Raw genomic sequence first — 20,083 nt, 5'->3', positions numbered from 1 at the left:
GGCTCATTGACGCGTTGACCGTTACGCTCCGATTACTAACGCCGACGCGGGGTGGCGAGTGGGGGATACTGGCACAGCGGATTTCGTCGGTCGCCAGGGCGAGTTGCGGGTCCTAGACGACGCGCTGAACCGTGCACGGCGCGGCCAGCCGGCCATCGTCCTAGTGGAGGGCAGCGCCGGGGTCGGCAAGACGGCTCTGGTGCGACGATTCCTCAGCGGCTCAACCAACGTGCGCTCGCTCTGGGCCAGTGGCGACGAGGGCGAAATCGGGCTCGAGTTCGGGGTGATCGAGCAGTTATGGGCGGCGCTGCCACCCTCCGTCACCGAAACACGGACCGCTGCCTCGGGAGTTGACAGCCTTGCCGTCGGTGCCGACCTTCTCGCCACGATTGGCATGCTCGAACAGCAGGCACCGGTGGTTCTCGTGGTCGACGATCTGCACTGGGCGGATGCGGCCTCGGCGCGGGCATTGCTGTTTGCCGTACGGCGCCTGCGGCGCGACGAGATTTTGGTAGTACTGGCTGCACGTCCAGACGCACTTGGCCGCTTTGGCGATGGCTGGCGGCGGACCCTGGCAGATGGCGAGCTTACCCGGTTGATCCAGGTCGGCGGGCTCGACAGCGTCGAGGTGGGTGAGCTCGCCGCCGCCCACGGACAGGCGCTGGTTCCACACGACGGCGAACGGCTGCGCGCCCATACTGCCGGAAATCCCCTGTATATCTCGGAGCTGCTAGCGGAGTTGCCGGCCGGCGCGTTGCAAAGTGGTGCCCTCGAACTGCCGGCGCCGCGCTCGTACGCGTCCAGCGTGCTCACCCGGGTGGGTCGGCTATCTCCGTCAGCACAGTCACTGGTCGCCGCCGCCGCGGTGCTCGGCGGTCGGCCACCGCTGCGCGTAGCCGCGCTAATCTGCGCTGCCGATAATCCGCTCGCTGCGGCGGAGGAAGCGGCCGGGGCCGGTTTGCTGCTCATCACTGATGGGCCGAGCGGCACCGAGATTGGCTTTGTGCACCCGCTGATGCGGGTGGCGACCTACGACAACCTATCCGGGCCGCAGCGCCGAGCGCTGCATCGCGCGGCGGCCGGGCTATTCGAGAGCCCATCCTCGTTTCGGCATCGAGTCGCCGCGACGGGCGGTGTGGATGCGCGACTGGCCGCACAACTGCGCGCTGCGGCGGCGCACGAACTCGCGGACGGCGCACTGTCGAGCGCCGCCAAATATCTCGCCCTCGCCTGTCGGGTCGAACCGGATCCCACGGCAGCGGACCTGTGTCTGTATCGAGCAGTCGAAATACTGCTAGTCGCAGGCGAGGTGCACGCTGCGGACGCGTACGCCGAACAGGTGCGTGCCCGCCCGGCTAGTGCGTACCGCCGCTACGTCACCGCTCTGCTGAACACCCCAAACGGCGGACTTGACTGGGCTGTGACCGAACTGCGCGCGGTGATCGAACAAACATCGCCGGACGCGGATCCGGACCTCTACGCCCGCGCCGCATCGGCGCTCGCGTATCTCTACGCGACGCTCGGCGACGACGAGCAGACCATCGCATGGGCACGGCGTGCGCGGACGGTGCCCGACCGCGCGATGATCGCGGACAGTCTGACCCGTCAGGCACTTGCGTGGAGCTACGCGCGGCTCGGCCGATTCAGTCAGTCGCTGGCCATGCTGGTGAATCTAGCGCCCGAGAACGCGCGGCCGATGGCGTTCGAGACTGAGTTGCGCGCCGTACGCGGCGTGGTCCGAAACTGGTCAGGTGACCTGCCGGGCGCGCTCGCGGACCTTCACGCGGTCGAGGGGTGGGTCCGCAACGGTCATCCAGTCACCGACATTTCGCTGGTCTACGCATCACTCGCCGAGGCAGAGTTTCGATCCGGGGCCTGGGACGCGGCCGCAACCCACATCGAGCTCGCTCTGTCCTTGGCCGAGGATCTCGACTACGGGTGGTACCTGTCGTACACGCATTCGGTCGCTGCGCACTTGTACGCGGCACGCGGCGCCGACGGATACGCCACCGTCCACGCCGACGCCGCGCGACGAACCGCCGGTGCAGGGCCGGTCGCGGAAGGCCTGGCCTACGCCGCGCTAGCAGAGGCGCACCGAGCGTGGGCGCTGCGGGACTGGCCGGCCGTGAGCGTGGCGCTGCGGCCGTTGCACGAGGCGATCGGCAAATCTGCCGCTGACTATCCCAATCTCGTGCTCTGGCGATATCGACTCGCCGAAGCGTGGATCGGCCAGGACAAGGTCGGCGAGGCGCTGGGGCTACTCGACCAGGCACCGCGCGCACCGTGGGGCGGGGCTCATAGGGCCGACCGCGTGCGGCTGTACGCCCTCGCCTTGCAGCGCCGGGGCGACAGGACGGCGGCACGTGATGCGTTCGCCGCGGAAATGGCGCATATGCAAGACACTCCCGCGACCTTCGCTGAAGCGCTGCTTGCGCTGGACTTCGGCCGACTCCTCATCGAGACTGGCCAGTTCGCAGCAGCCGCCACCCCTCTCCGGGCCGCCCGCGAGAAGCTGCATCTGCTGGGCGCGACCCGACTCCAAGACGCCTGCGACGTCGCTCTCCGGACCTGCGGAGCAGACTCGGACGGGGTACCGCATGCGGCGCCGCGGCTGGATGCGCTGACTCCACGCGAGCAGGTCGTGGCCCGCCTGGTCGCCAACGGCGCGACAAACCGGGAGGTGGCCGCCGACTTGTACCTCAGCGTCAAAGGCGTCGAGTACCACCTCGGCAACATCTTCCCTAAGCTCGGCATCACTTCTCGCCGGCAGCTGCGATCCGTCGTCGACAATCGATCGCAACCGAATCCGTGACGCGTCATGCGAGGACTAGGGATTTCCCCTAGGGACAACTCTCTCGGCCAGCGACCATGCTGAGCCGCGGGAGCACGCTCACGGACGGGGGTCCACGATGCACGATTTTCTGGAGCGAGTGGGGCGTTTCTCGGCCCGCCGCCACTGGGTCGTGTTCGTCGCCTGGCTCATCATTCTGGGCGCGCTAGTCGGGTTGCGGAGCGCTTATGGCGGAGAGTTTTACAACAACTACACCGTGCCAGGCAGCGAGTCGTCACAAGGTCTCGACCTACTTCAGAAAGACTTCCCCACGCAGGGCGGATACGCCGGGCAAATCGTGTTCCATGCAAAGACAGGTTCTCTGGCGGACCAGGCCGCCTCGATCGACACGGCGATGGCTAACGTGGCCAAGTTGCCAGACGTGATCGCCGCGACCAACCCACTCACCAGTAGCCCGCCCCGGGTGTCTCAAGACGGCACGATCGCCAGCGGCGCGGTGTCCTGGAACGTCGCGCCCGCGTCGCTCGAAAAGGACTACCTCAAAAAGCTCGACACAGCAATCGCCCCCGCGCGTGCTGCCGGGCTCCAGGTGGAATACGGCGCCGGCGCCGGACAGATCGGGCAACAGACGGACGACACAAAGTCCGAGATCATCGGATTGGTCTGCGCTCTGTTGTTGCTGTTCTTCATGTTCTGGTCCATCGCCGCGGCGCTCATCCCGCTGATCTCCGCAGTCTTCAGCGTCCTGGCCGGGTTGTCGCTGGTCGGCCTTCTCGCGGCGGCCACCAACTTTCCCACCACCGCACCTACAGTCGCGACGCTGCTCGGCTTGGGGGTCGCGATCGACTACGGCCTATTCCTGGTCGCGCGGCACCGGGAGAATGTCGACCACGGCATGGACGTGAACGACTCGGCCGGCAACGCAACCAGTACCTCCGGTGGGGCCGTCGTCGTTGCCGGCGGAACCGTTGTCGTCGCGATCCTGGGGTTGTACGTCTCCGGCGTGCCGTTCATCGGCGCGATGGGACTCGCCGCAGCCATCGTCGTCGCCGTCACCATCCTCGCCGCGTTGACCCTCACCCCCGCCTTCATGGGCGTGACCAAAGGAAACGTCCGCGCCCTCGGCAAGCGCCGACGCGCCCGGTCGGCCGACGAGGCCGCGCACGAGCACAGCGCCTTCGCGCGATGGGGCAAGATGGTCAGTGGACGGCCGTGGCCCTGGGCGATCGCTGCCGCGATTGTGCTCTGCATCCTCGCGATCCCCTTATTCGCGATGCGACTGGGGCAACTCGACGCAGGCACAAACCCGACTACACAGAGCTCCCGGCGGGCCTACGACCTAGTCTCCGAGGGGTTCGGGCCAGGCGCTAACGGACCGCTCACCGTGGTCGTCTCACTACCCTCGCAGTCCCAGCAGGACAATCAGACGCTGCTTACGAATGTCCAGTCCTCGCTCGCCAAAACATCCGGTGTCGCATCAGTCACCCCGCCGTCGGTCAACGACGCCGGTACGACGGCGGTGCTGAACGTCGTCCCAACCACCTCCCCGCAGGATGCCGCGACTTCGGCGCTGGTCGATAATCTGCGCGACTCGGTATTACCCTCATTTCATGCCAGGACCTACGTGGTTGGTACCACCGCCGGCTACGTGGACTTCACCGAGCAAACCTCGAAACGCATGGTGTGGCTGATCCTCGCCGTCGTACTACTTGCCTTCGTCCTACTCACAGTCGCGTTCCGCTCTGTGGTGATCGCGACCAAGGCCGGACTACTAAACCTGATCTCAGTTGGCGCCGCGTACGGCGTTGTAGTCGCCATTTTCCAGTGGCAGTGGGGATCCGAGCTGATCGGTATCCACGAGAGTCTGCCGATACCCGCATTCGTGCCGATGCTGATGTTCGCAATCGTGTTCGGCTTGTCCATGGACTACGAAGTCTTTCTCATGTCGCGGGTGCATGAGGCGTGGATGCAAAGCAAAGATGCACACCGAAGCGTGGCTATCGGAATCGGCAGCACGGCGCGTGTCATCACCACCGCCGCCGCCATCATGGTTGTGGTATTCCTCAGCTTCGTGCTCAGCACCGACCCGACGGTGAAGATGCTCGCGGTCGGTATGGCCGCGGCGGTCCTAATCGATGCCAGCATCATCCGGATGATCCTCGTTCCGGCGGTCATGGCGCTGCTCGGTAAGTGGGCCTGGTGGATGCCGCGTTGGCTGGACCGGATAACGCCACACATCGATATCGAAGGAAGCGGTACCGAGACCCTTCCGCAAAACCCGGCACCCTCGCCAGAGAAGGAGCCACCCGCGCCGGTGACAAGCGTCGGCTGATGTCCCATTTTCCACCAATAGCCGATCACGGGTTGATCGGTGATCTCCAGACGGCGGCTCTCGTCTCGACCAACGGCGAGATCGACTGGTACTGCTGTCCGCGCTTTGACTCGCCGAGCGTTTTCGCTTCCCTCCTTGATCGCGATCGCGGTGGCTACTTCCGCATAGCCCCCGCGAACGACAACTACGTCGCCAAGCAGCTGTACCTGCCCGATACCGCAATTCTGCTCACCCGGTTCATGTCTGCGGACGGCGTCGGCGAGGTCATCGACTTCATGCCAATCTCGAACCCGAATCGCGTCAGCGCCAACCACCAACTGGTGCGGGTCGTTCGAGTCGTCCGCGGGCACATGCGCTTCGTCTTCGACTGCCAGCCCCGCTTCGACTTCGACCGACTTAGTCACGACGTCGAACTCGGTGCGACGGGCGCCGTTTTCCGCTCCGGCGAGCTATCGCTGACCCTGCACACCGGCCTCCCGCTGAACCGCCACGGGGGCGGGGTGCGGTGCGAGTGCGACATGGACGTCGGCGAGCCACGCGGCATGATCCTCGAGTCAGCCTCGGGCGGACGTCCACGCCCACTCGACCCACGCTATGTCGCCGAGTCGCTGGAGACCACCGGAGCGTTCTGGCGTTCCTGGGTAAACAAGTCCAGCTATCGGGGCCGATGGCGAGAACAGGTCAGCAGATCCGCGATAACGCTCAAGCTAATGACCTACGCGCCGACAGGTGGCCTGGTCGCCGCGCCAACCGCGGGACTTCCCGAGCAGCTTGGTGGCGAGCGCAATTGGGACTACCGCTACACCTGGATCCGAGACGCCTCGCTTTCCGTGCGGGCGCTGCTCGGGCTTGGATATATGGAGGAAGCACAGACATTCGCCAGCTGGGTCGCAGACCGCGTCCGCAGCGGACAGGACGGGCCGGTGCCGCTGAAGATCATGTACCGCGTGGACGGCTCGTCCGATCTCGTCGAAGAGGAGCTCGACCACCTGGCGGGCTATCGAGACTCTCGGCCCGTCCGTCTCGGCAACGGCGCCGCGCACCAGTTGCAACTGGACATCTACGGCGAAGTACTGGACTGCCTCGCCCTCGCCGATCGTGCTGGCGGCGCTCTCACCAACGCCGACTGGAGCGGAATCACGGGCATCGCCGATTGGTTAGCCGATCACTGGGATCAGCCCGACGAGGGCATTTGGGAGACTCGCGGTGGCGCACAAGACCATACCTACAGTCGTCTCATGTGCTGGGTCGCGTTCGACCGTGCCATTCGAATAGCAGTCAGGCACGGCTGGCCAGGCGACGTGACCCGATGGACCCGGGAACGGGACGCGGTCTATCACCAGATCATGGACCGGGGTTGGAGTCCCGACCGCTGCGCGTTCGTGCAGCATTACAACACAACAGTTCTGGATGCATCGCTTCTGCTCATGCCGTCGTCAGGATTCATCTCCCCACACGACCCCTCCTGGCTGAGCACCTTGGACGCGATCGGTGCCGAGCTGGTTTCCGATAGCCTCGTCTACCGCTACGACCCGTCCGCGTCACCAGATGGCCTTCGCGGCAGCGAAGGGACATTCTCCATCTGCACGTTCTGGTACGTCGATGCGCTGACTCGCTCCGGCAGGCTGGAGCAGGCACGACTGATCTTCGAGAAGATGTTCACATACGCCAATCACCTTGGCCTGTACGGCGAAGAAGTCGGTCTTACCGGCGAGCAACTCGGCAATTTCCCACAGGCCTTCAGCCATCTGGCGCTTATCAACGCTGCACTCGGGCTCGATGCCCGGCTCGGCGACCAACCATGGACGACGCTCTCCGTTGACGAGCGGGCCCGGCTCCTCGATCTGGGCTAAACACTCATGCCGCCGCGCCATCCATCACGAGCTCGGCACCGAGGCGTTGCTGTGTTCGAGATCGGCCAGGAACGTGTCGACCGTCCCGCGTACCTGGGAGTCTTCGGTCAGACGCTGCTCCATGATCTTCCCGGCAAGCTCCACAGCGAGAGCACCGATCTTGTCCCGTAGCTCGCGCTCGACGATGTCACGCTGCCGAGCGAGGAACTCCTCGCCGCGTGCGATGATCCGGTCGGACTGCGCCTCCGCTTCAGCGCGTACATCGGCGGCGATACGCAGGGCCTCAGCGCGCGCGTCGACCTTGATCCGTTCGGCCTGTGCGCGCGCATCGGTGAGCGCACTTTTGAACTGGTCTTCGGCAGACTGCAGCAGCTCCTTCGCTTTGTCGCTGTCCTCCATCTGCTGGCGGATGATTTCCTGGCGTTCACGCATCGCCTTCTGGACCGGCGGGACGATGTATCGATGCAGCACCAGGAGTATGAGCAGGAAGGCGAGAAGCTCGACGACGAACGTCCAGTTGGGAAGCAGAAAGTTGCTCGAGGCCAGTACATGCTGATGCATAGCAGTACAGACCCCTACTTCGCCAAGACGAAGACGAACAGCACCGCGAAGGCGAGATTGATGAAATACATCGCCTCGACCAAACCGACGGTAAGGAAGAAGAGGGTCTGCAGCCGGCTCTGCGCTTCGGGCTGCCGAGCCACGCCCGATACCAGCGCGCTACCAGCAAGGCCGTCACCGATCGCGGCGCCGATCGCGCCGCCACCAAGCGCGAGCCCCCCGCCGATGAGACCACCTGCCAGCTCAATCGACTTAGTGGTGATTTCTATTGCCATGTCTCCCCTTTTCCGGAAGGTCCGAACTACGAATGCGTGAGCGTGAACGGATGTGTGATGTCATCAATGCGCACTCTCCTGGTCCGGCCGCACCGAACTGAAGTAGATAATCGTCAGCAATGCAAAGATGAACGCCTGGATGAGGCCGATGAACATGTCGAACAGCTTCCAGATGAGCTCCGGCGCCCAGAGAATATACGCCGGGAAAAGGGCAATCAGGGAGACCATGATTACGCCGGAAAAGATGTTGCCGAACAATCGAAGTGACAACGTGAGCGGCTTGGCGAGCTCTTCGACCAGGTTAATCGGGAACATCGCCACGGACGGCTTGAACAAATGGCCGTAGTAGCCTTTGAACCCTTGCCTTCGTACGCCGGTGATATGCATCCAGACAATCACAAGCAGCGCTAAAGCGTAGGTGAGGTTGACGTCGGACGCCGGCGGTGGCATGTACTCGGGATGATGTCCCGTCGGGATGATCGCCAGCCAGTTGGCGATGAGGATGAACAGGAACAACGCCGCGGCGAGCGGCACCACAAAGGGCGCCGTACGGATGCCCAGAGTGCTCTCGACCTGGTTCTCGATCTGACTCGTGACCGTCTCGAAGAACAGTTGGACCCCGGACGGCTTCCGGACGCTTAACCTGAGCCGCAGAAGCACACCGAACAAGACGATAACGAGTCCGGCAACCAAAGTGCCCAGGATGGTGTCGACGTTGAGCGCCACGCCGAAGACATGCCAGACGATGTGCTGACCAACCTCGACGTTGATCGCCTCTACGTGCGCAATACCGGCGCCATTCATGGCGGGGGGCGCAGACTGCGAAAGACCGGCACGGCGGCACCGATGAGCATGACGAGTTGGAAGACCGCAAGGCCGACAAAGATACTCAGGCCATCTGGCCGGATGAGTAGACCGATCGCAAACGCGACGAGCGTGATGCCACCGAGACGGACCATCACCCCACCACGAAACCGCTTCTTGCTAACCCCCTCGGCCGCGTAGGCGGCCACGGAGCGCTGAAGTAGCCAGTTGTTGGCAGCACCCAGCGCCAATCCAAGAACTCCGAATACCCCCATAACCGGATGCCCAGCGAATGACAACAGCACCACGCCAACAACGCCGAGCACGGCACTCACGATCGCCGATCGGCGCAGGTTATCTGGTGCAGATACTGGCGGGTAGACGTCCGACTCCATGCGCCCTCCCCGCTACATCCAGCGGCATGTGCCGCTTCGATATCTTATGGAATTGAATTTACGTATTCTTTAAGTCGGGCTCAAGAATGGCAGCCCGGCGAATACGACGTACTTCTATTACTACTCGCCATAGAATCGAATTGCTACACAAGGTCAATACAATCGCTCAAGACCGATCACGGGCAACTCCTATGGGCCAAATACGCTCTTCACCCAGGTAGTCGGCCCTGCGGCGGCTAAATCCTTAGAGTTCTGTCTCTTCGTGCCGCAAAAACCGACGGGCTACTCCCACGTTAATCCTCGTGACGGCCGGACACAACATTGTATTCGGTCCGCTCTTAACACCCATATCGCATGTATATATTCGATGTAATAGAAAGGCGATGAGTGCCGCGATGTCTGCCAGCAAGACTGTGAAATGCTTGCGGTATGAACTCCGTAGAATCTGTCCCAGTCACGATCATCACGGGCGGGAGCCGCGGCATCGGTGCCGCGATCGCTCGTAAGCTAGCGAAAGCCGGACACAACATCGTGATCACATACCAAAGCAATACCGTCGCGGCCGCCGAGGTCAGTAATGACGTGCGAAAGGCAGGGCAGGAATGCCTCGCCCTCCAGGCCGACATGGCGGTCGAGGCAGACATCGTCGCCGCCTTCGAAGCCGCTAAGAAGCAGTTCGGCAGGGTAACCGGGCTGGTCAACAATGCGGGGATCACCGGCTGGCTCGGCAAGATCACCGACCAGAAGTCCGAGGACATCCAAGCGGTATTCGATGTGAACTGCGTCGGTCTGTTTCTCTGCTGCAAGTACGCCGCCCGCGAGATGTCGATCTCGCTTGGCGGCAACGGTGGCAACATCGTCAATATCTCCTCCGGTGCCGCGACGATCGGCGGTCCGAACGAGTATGTGCACTACGCTGCCTCCAAGGCGGCCGTTGATGCCGCCACAGTGGGCCTGTCCAAAGAGCTCGGCCAGGAAGGCATCCGGGTCAACGCGGTCGCCCCTGGCGCGGTCTATACAGATATTCACGCCGCCGGCGGGCAGCCGGACAAGGCGGAGCGGGTCGGGTCCGGTACACCCCTCGGCCGCGCCGGGCAGCCCGAAGAAATCGCCAATGCCGTGGCCTGGCTGATGTCCGACGAAGCGTCGTACACGACCGGAGCCGTGCTACGAGTCGCCGGCGGCCGCTGACTCAGCCTGCGGCGCTGGGAAAGGTCGGCGAGCGCTTCTCCTGTAGGGCATTGACGCCTTCCTTTGCATCCTCCCCTAGGAACGCAAGCATCTCCAGTGCCACCGAGGCATCGAACGCCGGGCCGGCCGTGCGTAACCAGTTGTTGAGCGTGCGCTTCGTCCAACGCGTCGCGTGCTGCGGGCCCTTGGCGAGTTTTTGCGCGACTTCCATCGCGGTATCCATGAGCACTGCACCCGGAACGCAGCGACTGACCAACCCGATCCGCTCAGCTTCCGGGCCGTCGATGAAATCGGCCGTCAGCAGGTAGTACTTCGCCTTCGCCATCCCGCACAGCAGCGGCCAGATAATGACCGCGTGGTCGCCTGCACCGACACCGAGCCGAAGATGTCCATCGGTAAGGCGGGCTTCCTCGGCAATAATGCTGATGTCAGCCATGAGAGCGACGGTGAGCCCGGCGCCCACAGCGACCCCGTTGATCGCCGAGATGATCGGCTTGTTGCAGTTGATCATGTTGTAGACGATCGCGGACGCCTCGTCGAGTTGTATCGCGAGTTTCTCGGGGTCCACGGTCATCCGCTCAAGCATTTCCATGTCGCCGCCGGCCGAGAACGCCTTGCCGGCGCCGGTGACCACCGCGACTCGCACGTCCGGGTCGTCGTCGATGTCACGCCAGATCAGCCCGAGATCTCGATGCAACGCCTCGTTTGTTGCGTTGTAGCGCTCGGGCCGGTTCAGCGTGATCAGAAGGACGCCGTCGTCATGCAGCTCGAACAACATGTGCTCATACTTACCTGCGTAATCCATAAGTTAATCCTCCGTCTAGCGACAGTACGACGATGGACCCCGGTATCGCCCGCCGCGAGGGCGAAGTTGCCCTACGTCGCAACGTACGCGGACGGGCCGCGACCGGTCAACTGACTTGCGCACCGCCTAGGATGGGCGATTCCTACACAACGAAGAATGGATCGCACCTCATGGGTACGCCAATCAGGATCGGCATCGTCGGCTACGGAAATCTCGGGCGTGGAGTGGAGGCCGCCGTCTCCCACAACGCCGATATGGCGCTCATGGGCGTATTTACTCGGCGTAACCCCGCCGAACTCAACCCCGCGCGAGCCGACACGACCGTGTTCGCATACGACGCACTAACTGAGCATCACGATTCAATCGACGTACTTGTGTTGTGCGGCGGCTCGAAAGAAGACCTTCCCCAGCAGGGTCCGGAACTCGCGGCCCGGTTCAATATCGTCGACAGCTTCGATACCCACGCGCGCATCCCGGAGTACTTCGCGGCCGTGGATGGCGCCGCGCACGAGGCCAGCACGACCGCGCTGATCTCCACCGGATGGGATCCCGGGTTGTTCTCGATTAACCGCGTGATGGGCGAATCCCTCCTGCCCGAAGGAGACACCTATACATTCTGGGGCCGCGGCCTGAGCCAAGGTCACTCCGACGCGATCCGGCGAGTGCCCGGTGTCGCCGGCGGAGTGCAATACACAATCCCTTCCGACGAGGCGATCGACAGCGTGCGCAGCGGGCTGCGCCCGCCCCTCACCACCCAGCAGAAGCACACTCGTGAGTGCTACGTCGTACTGCAAGATGGTGCCGACGCCGATGCGGTGCGCGCCGCGATCGTAACGATGCCGCACTATTTCGCCGACTACAACACGACCGTTAGCTTCATTTCCGACGACGAGCTACGCCGCGATCACGCCGATATGCCGCACGGCGGAACCGTCATTCGGAGCGGATCGACCTCGCACGGCAAACGCCAGACGATCGAGTTCGGCTTACAGCTCGGCAGCAACCCTGAGTTCACCGCCAGCGTCCTGGTGGCCTACGCGCGAGCGGTGCATCGGATGGGCGCGCAGGGTCAGTATGGCGCCAAGACCGTCTTCGACGTACCGCCGGGCTTATTGTCACCGCGGTCGGCCGCGCAACTGCGCGCGGAGCTTCTCTAGTATCCCAATCCGAAAAGACCCGATAGGCTGCAAGAACACTTAATCACACGGGGGGCTCCGGATGTCCGAAACACTCATCGCGAAGGCGACCAGCCGCGTGTCATGGATGATGATCATCCGCGGCGTCCTCGCCATCATCTTCGGCGTCATGGTCGCGGTTTGGCCCAAGTCGACGGTTCTCGTGATCGTGTGGCTGTTCGGCATCTTCGCGTTGATCGACGGCATCATCGGTGTGGCGCACTGGTTCACCGACAGGGTCGAGCGTTCGACCTGGGGAATCGTCAGCGCGGTGATATCCATCCTCGCGGGCCTCGTCGCGATCATCTGGCCCGGCCCGACTGCCCTTGCGATGGTGTTTTTGATCGGCTTCTGGGCGATCTTGCTCGGAGCCTCCCAGATCGCTCTCGCCATGCGGGCCAAGAAGACCATGAAGCACTGGTATCTCTGGCTCATTTGCGGAATCATCACCGTAGTCTTCGGGCTCATCATGGTGTTCGTGCCGGGGGCCGGACTCCTCAGCCTTCTGTGGCTGCTGGCCACCTTCACGATTATCGAAGGGATCCTGCTGATAGTGCTCGGGATTTTCCTTCGTCGCGTCGCGAACGACCGCGCGCGGTTCTAGTCAACAACGGTTTCTCCTTGTGCCTCCGTGCAGGTGGCACAAGGAGAACCCCGGGTGATGATGCAGACGCACGGCACGTGACTAGCCAAGCTCGGCGGGCACCTTGTCCAAGAACCCGTGCACTGCCTGTAGCTTGCCGCCGTCCGAAATGACCGCGACGTCAAAACCGACGACCATGTCGGGCACTTGCGCGGTACCCAGTTGCCAGTTAAACCGGGCGAGGTTGTGATGCGCGTCGACCTCACCGGCCAGTGCGAAGGACATTCCAGGGAACTGTCCCTGCACAGCGCCGATTGTCGCGTCGATCGTCTCGCGGCCATTCGCCTCGGCCATCGGGTCGACGTACGACGCTTCTGGCTCCCACACCTGCTCGGCCAGACGCGCCCGGGCAGTCGGGTCGGTCTCGTTCCACATCGCGATGTAGTCGTCGACGAGATCCTGGATATTGCTCATGTTGCTGCTCCTTTAGCGGCGATCCCGCCGACCGTACGGCGGGGCGTAGCAACGAGACTCCCCTGCCGTTAGCGGCCTGTCGATTACCTCTGACGTAATCGACACGGCTCAATTCCTAACGGAAAGTCTTGTGACACACGCAAGGCCAGAAGGAGACCGCCGTGACTACCGCTACTCCCATCTCGGGACTGAGTCAGACCGCTAACGACCCCGTAGAACAGCTCCCTTCCGGGCGCGCGCGATGGGGCACTCTGCTTGTCGTGCTCGCGGGAACGTTCATGAGCATCCTTGACTTCTTCATCATCAACGTGGCGATCCCTTCTGTGCAGCGGGATCTGCACACCAACGCGGCTACAATCCAATGGATTGTAGCCGGATTTGCGCTGGCGATTGCCTCGCTGGTCATCACCGGCGGCCGGCTTGGTGACCTGGTCGGTCGTCGGCGTGCGTACGGGATCGGGCTGGCAGTCTTCACTCTTGCCTCTGCGGCCTGCGGACTGGCGCCCACGGCCGGCCTCCTGGTCGCTGGACGCGTCGTACAGGGCGCGGGAGCAGCGCTGATGATGCCGCAGGTGCTCGTCATCATCCAAGCCTCGTTCACGGGAAATGCCCGGGTCCGCGGGTTCACCGCGTACGGGCTCACGATGGGCATCGCCGCCGTCTTCGGCCAACTGATCGGCGGCCTGCTTATTCAGGCCGATCTGGTCGGACTCGGTTGGCGGGCATGCTTCCTGATCAACGTGCCGATCGGCGCGATGGCCCTTGTCCAGCTCCGCCGGCACGTACCTGACGCACCGCGCACCGGTCAGTCCCGGCTCGACATTGTCGGCGTCGTACTGTCCAGTGCGGCGCTGTTTGCGATCGTCCTCCCGCTGGTCCAGGGCCAATCGCAGGCCTGGCCGACGTGGACGTGGTTAAGCTTCGCGGCGGCGGTAGCGTTGATCGCCGAGTTCGTCTGGTACGAAAGACGTCTTGCGCGCCGCGGCGGTCACCCACTACTCGATCCGGCGATGTTTCGGGTCCGTTCCCTCAGCGTGGGACTGAGCGCACAGCTCGCGTTCAACTGCGGCCTCGCCTCGTTCTTCTTCGTTTTTGCGCTGTTCGTGCAGGACGGGCATGGTTTCACCGCGCTCGAGTCCGGCATGCTGTTCAGCGCGATCGGTATCGGTTATCTCCTCACCTCGTCGCTGGCCGGCCGTATCGCCGGGGTTCTCGGGCGGCAGACCGTGGCACTCGGAGGCGCGCTCCTCGTCGTTGGGCATCTGACGCTGCTGATGACGTACGGCGATGTGCGGTCGCTGTGGGCACTTTCGCCAGCGCTAGCGGCAGTTGGCGCGGGGATGGGGCTCGTCATCTCGCCATTAGCCACCGTCGTACTCGCGCGCGTGTCCCCGGCGCACGCCGGCGCCGCGTCGGGGATGCTCACCACCGTCATGCAGGTCGGTGGCGCGGTAGGTGTCGCGATCGTCGGCATTCTCTTCTACGGCGTGCCGGCCGGCGCCGGACATTCAGCGCGGATCGGTGACGGTTTCGGTGCGGCGCTGTACTTTCTAGTTGCGGTCAACGCAGCGCTCGTCGTACTGGTTCAGCTGCTGCCGCACGATCGGACGGAAGTGCCCAATCAATGGAACCCCAATCAATCGAGCACAGTGTGACGACAGACCTCCTGGATGGCCCCAAGCCCGTCGGGGCGCTGATCAAGGAATGGCGGCAACGTCGGCGGATCAGCCAGCTCGACCTATCCATCGAGTCCGGCATCTCGACCCGACACCTGAGCTTCGTCGAGACCGGCCGATCGAAACCGAGTAGCGAGATGATCTTGAAGCTGTCCGAGTTCCTGGGCGTGCCGCTACGCGACCGCAACCATCTGCTGCTGGCTGGCGGCTACGCCCCGGCGTACGCCGAACACGCCCTCGACGCTCCGGAGATGGCTGCTGCCCGCGGTGCGGTCCGTGAAGTGCTCCAGGCACATGAGCCGTACCCTGCTCTTGCGGTCGATCGGATGTGGAACGTCGTCGACGTCAACGCCAGCGTCGATTTACTGACACGGGTCGCGTCGCCGCATCTGCTCGAAGGACAGATCAACGCGCTGCGACTGACATTGCATCCGGACGGCTTGGCGCCGCATATCGTCAACCACGGTCAATGGCGGGCGCACGTGCTGGGCGGGCTGCGTCGCAGCGCCGAGGCACGAGCGGACCTTGAGATGCTGGCACTGTACGACGAACTGCGCGACTACCCGTGCGACGACCCGTGCGACGGACCCGGCGTGCCGGGCGGCATCCACGTACCGTTCATCCTGCGCGTCGACGATCGACAGCTGTCGTTCCTAGCAATTATCGCGACGTTCGGTACGGCGGTGGACATCACGCTGTCCGAGCTCGCGATCGAGTCGTTCTTCCCCGCAGACGAAGACACCGCGGCGTACCTGCGGCGTTGAAATGACAAGCAGAAGGCCCCGCTCCCGGTGAACGGGAACGGGGCCTTCTGTCAGACCTAGCGAAAGACTAGGCGATGATCTTGGTGACGCGGCCAGCGCCAACCGTGCGGCCACCCTCGCGGATAGCCATGCGCAGGCCCTCTTCCATAGCGATCGGCTGGATGAGCTTGACGCTCATCTCAGTGTTGTCGCCAGGCATGACCATTTCGGTGCCCTCAGGAAGGGTAACGACGCCGGTCACGTCCGTGGTGCGGAAGTAGAACTGCGGGCGGTAGTTGTTGAAGAACGGCGTGTGACGGCCACCCTCGTCCTTCGACAGGATGTAGACATTGGCTTCGAAGTCCGTGTGCGGGGTGATCGAACCCGGCTTGCAGACAACCATGCCGCGCTCTACATCTTCGCGCTTGGTGCCACGAAGAAGCAGGCCGACGTTGTCGCCAGCCTCGCCGTAGTCAAGAAGCTTGCGGAACATCTCGACACCGGTGACGGTGGTCTTCTGCGACTTCTCGCGGATACCAACGAGCTCGATTTCCTCGTTGACGTTGATCTTGCCGCGCTCGATACGACCGGTGACGACGGTGCCACGACCGGTGATCGTGAAGACGTCCTCGATCGGCATCAGGAACGGCTTGTCGGTGTCGCGGACCGGGTCCGGAACGAACTCGTCGACGGCGTCCATGAGCTCGAGCACCTTGGCGCTCCACTCGGGATCGCCCTCGAGTGCCTTGAGACCCGAGACCTTGATGACCGGCGCGTCGTCGCCCGGGAACTCGTACTGCGACAGCAGTTCGCGGACCTCGAGCTCGACAAGCTCAAGGATCTCGTCGTCAACGTCGGGCGAGTCGCACTTGTTGAGAGCGACAACGATGTACGGAACACCAACCTGACGCGCGAGGAGGACGTGCTCCTTGGTCTGCGGCATCGGGCCATCGGTGCCGGAGACCACGAGGATCGCGCCGTCCATCTGAGCCGCGCCAGTGATCATGTTCTTGATGTAGTCGGCGTGGCCGGGAGCATCGACGTGTGCGTAGTGACGCTTCTCGGTCTGGTACTCCTGGTGCGACACGTTGATCGTGATACCGCGCTGCTTCTCTTCAGGAGCATTGTCGATCTCGTCGAACGCCGCTGCCGAGTTGAGGTCGGGGTACTTTTCCGCCAGAACCCGCGTAATAGCTGCGGTGAGCGTCGTCTTGCCATGGTCGACGTGACCGATGGTGCCGATGTTTACGTGCGGCTTAGTCCGCTCGAACTTGGCCTTCGCCACTGGTGTCCTCCTCAGGACGTAAGGTACGCCGTTCTGACGTGCCGATTTCTTTGGAACTTGCTAAGTATTGCTGATCTGGTGCGCTTCTGGCGCACCGGACCGTGTGGAAACTACTCGCCTGTCGCCTTCGCGATAATTTCCTTCGCCACGTTCGCCGGAACTTCGGCGTACGAGTCGAAAACCATGCTGTAACTTGCTCGGCCCTGCGTGCGGGAACGCAAGTCCCCGACGTATCCGAACATCTCCGACAGCGGAACCTGGCCGCGCACGACGCGCGAACCACTGCGCTCGTCCATAGCCTGGATGACACCGCGACGCGAGTTGATGTCACCGATGACATCACCCATGAAGTCTTCAGGCGTGACGACTTCGACGGCCATGATCGGCTCAAGGATAACCGCACCGGCCTGGCGCAGCGCTTCGCGCATCGCCATGGTGCCGGCGATCTTGAACGCCATTTCGGATGAGTCGACGTCGTGGTACTGACCATCGACCAGCGTCACCTTGACACCGACAACCGGGAAGCCGGCCAGTACGCCGTACTGCACCGCCGCCTGAGCACCGGCATCGACCGAGGGAATGTATTCCTTCGGCACGCGGCCACCGGTGACCTCGTTGGCGAATTCGTAGGTCGCGGCGTCGTCGCTGCGGGGCAACGGCTCGACACGCAGCTGGATCTTCGCGAACTGACCCGAACCACCGGTCTGCTTCTTGTGCGTGTAGTCCAGTCGCTCGACGACCTTCTTGATCGCTTCACGGTAGGCGACCTGTGGCTTGCCGACGTTGGCCTCGACGTTGAACTCCCGACGCATCCGGTCGACTAGCACCTCGAGGTGCAGCTCGCCCATGCCGGAGATGATCGTCTGGCCGGACTCTTCGTCGAGCTCGACCTTGAATGTCGGGTCTTCCTCGGCGAGCTTCTGGATCGCCACGCCCAGCTTCTCCTGGTCGGACTTCGTCTTGGGCTCGATCGCAACCGAGATAACGGTGTCCGGGAAGGTCATCGCTTCGAGCACGATCGGGTTGGCCGGATCGCACAGCGTCTCGCCAGTCGTTGTCTGCTTCAGACCCGCGACCGCGATGATCTCGCCAGCACCCGCCGACGCGCGCTCTTCGCGCTTGTTGGCGTGCATCTGGTAGATCTTGCCGATGCGCTCTTTGCGGTCCTTGGTCGAGTTGACGACCTGGGAGCCGGCGTTGACGACGCCCGAGTAGATGCGCACGTAAGTCAGCTTGCCCAGGTGTGTATCGGTCTGCACCTTGAACGCGAGGCCGGCGAACGGCTCGCTTTCCGCGGGTTCACGCGTCGCCGGAGTCTCACCATCGGTGAGGGTGCCGTGTACGGCGCCGACGTCGAGCGGGCTCGGCAGGTAGGCGATGACGTTGTCGAGCAACGGCTGGATGCCCTTGTTCTTGAACGCCGTCCCACACTGCACGGGGTTGAGCTTGCTGGCGAGCGTCGCGCGGCGGATGCCGGCCTTGAGCTCGTCGTTGCTGATCTCTTCGCCGCCGATGTACTTCTCCATGACGAGGTCGTCATTTTCGCCCAGCGTCTCGATGAGCTTCTCGCGGTATTCGTTGGCCTGGTCGACCATGTCCGCGGGGATGTCCTCGATCGTGTAGTCCTCGCCGATCGTGGTCTCGCCACGCCAGGTGAGGGCCTTCATCTGAATGAGGTCGACAACGCCGATGAAGTCGGCTTCGGCGCCGATCGGCAACTGCAGCACGAGGGGTGTCGCACCGAGCCGGTCGATCATCATCTGGACGCAGCGGAAGAAGTCCGCACCCGTGCGATCGAGCTTGTTGACGAAACACATCCGCGGCACGTGGTACTTGTCCGCCTGCCGCCAGACGTTTTCGGTCTGCGACTCGACACCGGCGACACCGTCGTACACGGCGATCGCGCCGTCGAGGACGCGCAGTGAGCGCTCTACCTCAACGGTGAAGTCGACGTGGCCGGGCGTGTCGATGATCTGGATGGTGTGATCGTGCCAGTGGCATTTGGTAGCAGCCGACGTGATGGTAATTCCACGCTCTTGCTCCTGCTCCATCCAGTCCATGGTGGCAGCACCCTCATGGACCTCACCGATCTTGTAAGTGATACCGGTGTAGAAAAGGATGCGCTCGGTCGTCGTGGTCTTGCCGGCGTCGATGTGGGCCATGATGCCGATGTTGCGGACCTTCGATAGGTCATTGCTGGCCACTTGGCGTCTTCTCTCTCAATCGTCTCTGGTTCGTAAACAAGCCGGGCGCACTCACCCAGGCGTCGTGCGGACTACCAGCGGTAGTGCGCGAACGCCTTGTTGCTCTCGGCCATCTTGTGCATGTCTTCGCGACGCTTCACGCTGGCACCAAGGCCATTGGACGCGTCCAGGATCTCGTTGGTCAGGCGCTCGGTCATCGTCTTCTCGCGACGCTGACGGCTGTACATGATCAGCCAGCGAAGTGCCAACGTGCTCGCACGGCCGGGCTTAACCTCGATCGGCACCTGGTACGTCGCACCGCCGACGCGGCGGCTCTTGACCTCAAGGGCCGGCTTGACGTTGTCCAGCGCGCGCTTCAGGGTGATGACTGGATCGTTGCCATCGCTCTTCTCACGCGCACCTTCGAGGGCGCCGTACACGATGCGCTCGGCAGTAGAGCGCTTACCGGACATAAGCACCTTGTTGATCAACGAGGTGACAACCGGTGAGCCGTAGACCGGATCATTGATGACCGGGCGGCGAGGTGCTGGGCCTTTACGAGGCATTAGCTCTTCTCCTTCTTGGCGCCGTACTTCGAACGAGCCTGCTTGCGGCCGCGGACACCCTGCGTGTCGAGCGAACCGCGAATGATCTTGTAACGCACGCCCGGAAGGTCCTTCACTCGACCACCGCGCACGAGCACGATCGAGTGCTCCTGCAGGTTGTGGCCGACGCCGGGGATGTACGCAGTGACCTCAATGCCACTAGAGAGCTTTACGCGGGCGACCTTGCGCAGCGCGGAGTTGGGCTTCTTAGGGGTCGTGGTGTACACGCGAGTGCACACGCCACGGCGCTGCGGGCTTGCCTTTAGCGCTGGCGTATTTGACTTCTCGATCTTGTCCTGGCGGCCCTTGCGGACCAGCTGCTGGATCGTAGGCATACGACCTCTTCGTCTCC

Annotated in this window: 18 protein-coding genes; 8 read left to right on the top strand and 10 right to left on the bottom strand. The window is 63.2% G+C overall.

Annotated features, from left to right (window positions below; translation table 11 throughout):
- Positions 1–58: 58 nt before the first annotated feature.
- The 3 genes from CLV47_RS10335 to CLV47_RS10325 all read left to right on the top strand — a co-directional run bounded on the left by CLV47_RS10335 (position 59) and on the right by CLV47_RS10325 (position 6,976).
- Complete coding sequence (locus tag CLV47_RS10335) at positions 59–2,812, top strand: ATP-binding protein (protein WP_106348945.1); 2,754 nt, start codon at positions 59–61, stop codon at positions 2,810–2,812.
- Between the two features lie 97 nt (positions 2,813–2,909).
- On the top strand, positions 2,910–5,123 hold the full coding sequence (locus tag CLV47_RS10330) for an MMPL family transporter (protein WP_106348944.1): 2,214 nt from the start codon (positions 2,910–2,912) through the stop codon (positions 5,121–5,123).
- Complete coding sequence (locus CLV47_RS10325; protein ID WP_106348943.1) at positions 5,123–6,976, top strand: glycoside hydrolase family 15 protein; 1,854 nt, start codon at positions 5,123–5,125, stop codon at positions 6,974–6,976. Before CLV47_RS10330 ends, CLV47_RS10325 begins: the two co-directional genes overlap by 1 nt.
- A 24-nt stretch (positions 6,977–7,000) precedes the next feature.
- Here CLV47_RS10325 and atpF read toward each other — a convergent pair whose 3' ends face one another.
- The 4 genes from atpF to CLV47_RS10305 form a co-directional block, all read right to left on the bottom strand.
- Positions 7,001–7,537, bottom strand: coding sequence for a F0F1 ATP synthase subunit B (gene atpF / locus CLV47_RS10320; protein ID WP_106348942.1), 537 nt, complete (start codon positions 7,535–7,537; stop codon positions 7,001–7,003).
- Positions 7,538–7,551: 14 nt separating this feature from the next.
- Positions 7,552–7,812, bottom strand: coding sequence for a F0F1 ATP synthase subunit C (locus CLV47_RS10315; RefSeq protein WP_106348941.1), 261 nt, complete (start codon positions 7,810–7,812; stop codon positions 7,552–7,554).
- A gap of 63 nt (positions 7,813–7,875) precedes the next feature.
- A complete protein-coding gene (atpB, locus tag CLV47_RS10310) occupies positions 7,876–8,616 on the bottom strand; it encodes a F0F1 ATP synthase subunit A (RefSeq protein WP_106348940.1) in 741 nt (246 codons plus the stop codon).
- Entirely contained in the window at positions 8,613–9,011 is a 399-nt protein-coding gene (locus CLV47_RS10305; protein WP_106348939.1) for an ATP synthase subunit I, read from the bottom strand. Before CLV47_RS10305 ends, atpB begins: the two co-directional genes overlap by 4 nt.
- Positions 9,012–9,440: 429 nt before the next feature.
- Between CLV47_RS10305 and CLV47_RS10300 the strand changes: the two genes are divergently transcribed.
- Complete coding sequence (locus CLV47_RS10300) at positions 9,441–10,202, top strand: SDR family oxidoreductase (RefSeq protein ID WP_106348938.1); 762 nt, start codon at positions 9,441–9,443, stop codon at positions 10,200–10,202.
- Between the two features lies 1 nt (position 10,203).
- On the opposite strand, the gene CLV47_RS10295 is transcribed toward CLV47_RS10300, so the two are convergent.
- Positions 10,204–11,007, bottom strand: coding sequence for an enoyl-CoA hydratase/isomerase family protein (locus CLV47_RS10295; protein ID WP_106348937.1), 804 nt, complete (start codon positions 11,005–11,007; stop codon positions 10,204–10,206).
- A 170-nt stretch (positions 11,008–11,177) separates the two neighbouring features.
- Here CLV47_RS10295 and CLV47_RS10290 point away from each other — a divergent pair, with 170 nt between their 5' ends.
- Together CLV47_RS10290 and CLV47_RS10285 are read left to right on the top strand one after the other, a co-directional pair.
- On the top strand, positions 11,178–12,164 hold the full coding sequence (locus tag CLV47_RS10290; RefSeq protein ID WP_106348936.1) for a diaminopimelate dehydrogenase: 987 nt from the start codon (positions 11,178–11,180) through the stop codon (positions 12,162–12,164).
- Between the two features lie 61 nt (positions 12,165–12,225).
- Complete coding sequence (locus CLV47_RS10285) at positions 12,226–12,786, top strand: HdeD family acid-resistance protein (RefSeq protein WP_202862503.1); 561 nt, start codon at positions 12,226–12,228, stop codon at positions 12,784–12,786.
- An 81-nt stretch (positions 12,787–12,867) separates the two neighbouring features.
- Here the strand turns inward: CLV47_RS10285 and CLV47_RS10280 are convergent, their stop codons facing one another.
- Positions 12,868–13,239: a nuclear transport factor 2 family protein gene (locus CLV47_RS10280; RefSeq protein WP_106348935.1), complete on the bottom strand. Its 372-nt coding sequence runs from the start codon at positions 13,237–13,239 to the stop codon at positions 12,868–12,870.
- Positions 13,240–13,400: 161 nt separating this feature from the next.
- Between CLV47_RS10280 and CLV47_RS10275 the strand changes: the two genes are divergently transcribed.
- Both CLV47_RS10275 and CLV47_RS10270 read left to right on the top strand, forming a co-directional pair.
- Positions 13,401–14,894, top strand: coding sequence for an MFS transporter (locus tag CLV47_RS10275; protein WP_202862502.1), 1,494 nt, complete (start codon positions 13,401–13,403; stop codon positions 14,892–14,894).
- Positions 14,891–15,679 (top strand): helix-turn-helix domain-containing protein, encoded by a 789-nt coding sequence (locus tag CLV47_RS10270; RefSeq protein WP_238145313.1) that lies wholly within the window; start codon positions 14,891–14,893, stop codon positions 15,677–15,679. The genes CLV47_RS10275 and CLV47_RS10270 overlap by 4 nt, the downstream gene beginning before the upstream one ends.
- A gap of 67 nt (positions 15,680–15,746) precedes the next feature.
- On the opposite strand, the gene tuf is transcribed toward CLV47_RS10270, so the two are convergent.
- The 4 genes from tuf to rpsL form a co-directional block, all read right to left on the bottom strand.
- The gene (tuf, locus tag CLV47_RS10265; RefSeq protein ID WP_106348932.1) at positions 15,747–16,943 is read right to left on the bottom strand and encodes an elongation factor Tu; all 1,197 of its coding nucleotides are present in this window, start codon (positions 16,941–16,943) and stop codon (positions 15,747–15,749) included.
- Positions 16,944–17,053: 110 nt separating this feature from the next.
- Positions 17,054–19,147, bottom strand: coding sequence for an elongation factor G (gene fusA, locus CLV47_RS10260; protein ID WP_106348931.1), 2,094 nt, complete (start codon positions 19,145–19,147; stop codon positions 17,054–17,056).
- Between the two features lie 71 nt (positions 19,148–19,218).
- Positions 19,219–19,692: a 30S ribosomal protein S7 gene (gene rpsG / locus CLV47_RS10255; protein ID WP_106348930.1), complete on the bottom strand. Its 474-nt coding sequence runs from the start codon at positions 19,690–19,692 to the stop codon at positions 19,219–19,221.
- Positions 19,692–20,066 carry a 30S ribosomal protein S12 gene (gene rpsL, locus CLV47_RS10250; RefSeq protein WP_106348929.1) on the bottom strand — a complete coding sequence of 125 codons (375 nt, stop codon included), beginning with the start codon at positions 20,064–20,066 and terminating at the stop codon, positions 19,692–19,694. The genes rpsG and rpsL overlap by 1 nt, the downstream gene beginning before the upstream one ends.
- Positions 20,067–20,083 lie beyond the last annotated feature (17 nt).

The sequence above is a fragment of the Antricoccus suffuscus genome (assembly GCF_003003235.1).
GTDB lineage: Bacteria > Actinomycetota > Actinomycetes > Mycobacteriales > Antricoccaceae > Antricoccus > Antricoccus suffuscus.
Note: the sequence above shows the minus strand (reverse complement) of the source record. Positions and strands in the feature narration are given on the sequence as shown.

Bases quoted from the DNA above. Each gene is read 5' to 3' on its own strand.
- rpsL (WP_106348929.1), bottom strand. From the start codon at position 20,066: ATGCCTACGATCCAGCAGCTGGTCCGCAAGGGCCGCCAGGACAAGATC.
- CLV47_RS10305 (WP_106348939.1), bottom strand. From the start codon at position 9,011: ATGGAGTCGGACGTCTACCCGCCAGTATCTGCACCAGATAACCTGCGC.
- CLV47_RS10295 (WP_106348937.1), bottom strand. From the start codon at position 11,007: ATGGATTACGCAGGTAAGTATGAGCACATGTTGTTCGAGCTGCATGAC.
- atpB (WP_106348940.1), bottom strand. From the start codon at position 8,616: ATGAATGGCGCCGGTATTGCGCACGTAGAGGCGATCAACGTCGAGGTT.
- rpsG (WP_106348930.1), bottom strand. From the start codon at position 19,692: ATGCCTCGTAAAGGCCCAGCACCTCGCCGCCCGGTCATCAATGATCCG.
- CLV47_RS10280 (WP_106348935.1), bottom strand. From the start codon at position 13,239: ATGAGCAATATCCAGGATCTCGTCGACGACTACATCGCGATGTGGAAC.
- CLV47_RS10300 (WP_106348938.1), top strand. From the start codon at position 9,441: ATGAACTCCGTAGAATCTGTCCCAGTCACGATCATCACGGGCGGGAGC.
- CLV47_RS10285 (WP_202862503.1), top strand. From the start codon at position 12,226: ATGTCCGAAACACTCATCGCGAAGGCGACCAGCCGCGTGTCATGGATG.
- CLV47_RS10315 (WP_106348941.1), bottom strand. From the start codon at position 7,812: ATGGCAATAGAAATCACCACTAAGTCGATTGAGCTGGCAGGTGGTCTC.
- atpF (WP_106348942.1), bottom strand. From the start codon at position 7,537: ATGCATCAGCATGTACTGGCCTCGAGCAACTTTCTGCTTCCCAACTGG.
- CLV47_RS10290 (WP_106348936.1), top strand. From the start codon at position 11,178: ATGGGTACGCCAATCAGGATCGGCATCGTCGGCTACGGAAATCTCGGG.
- CLV47_RS10325 (WP_106348943.1), top strand. From the start codon at position 5,123: ATGTCCCATTTTCCACCAATAGCCGATCACGGGTTGATCGGTGATCTC.
- CLV47_RS10330 (WP_106348944.1), top strand. From the start codon at position 2,910: ATGCACGATTTTCTGGAGCGAGTGGGGCGTTTCTCGGCCCGCCGCCAC.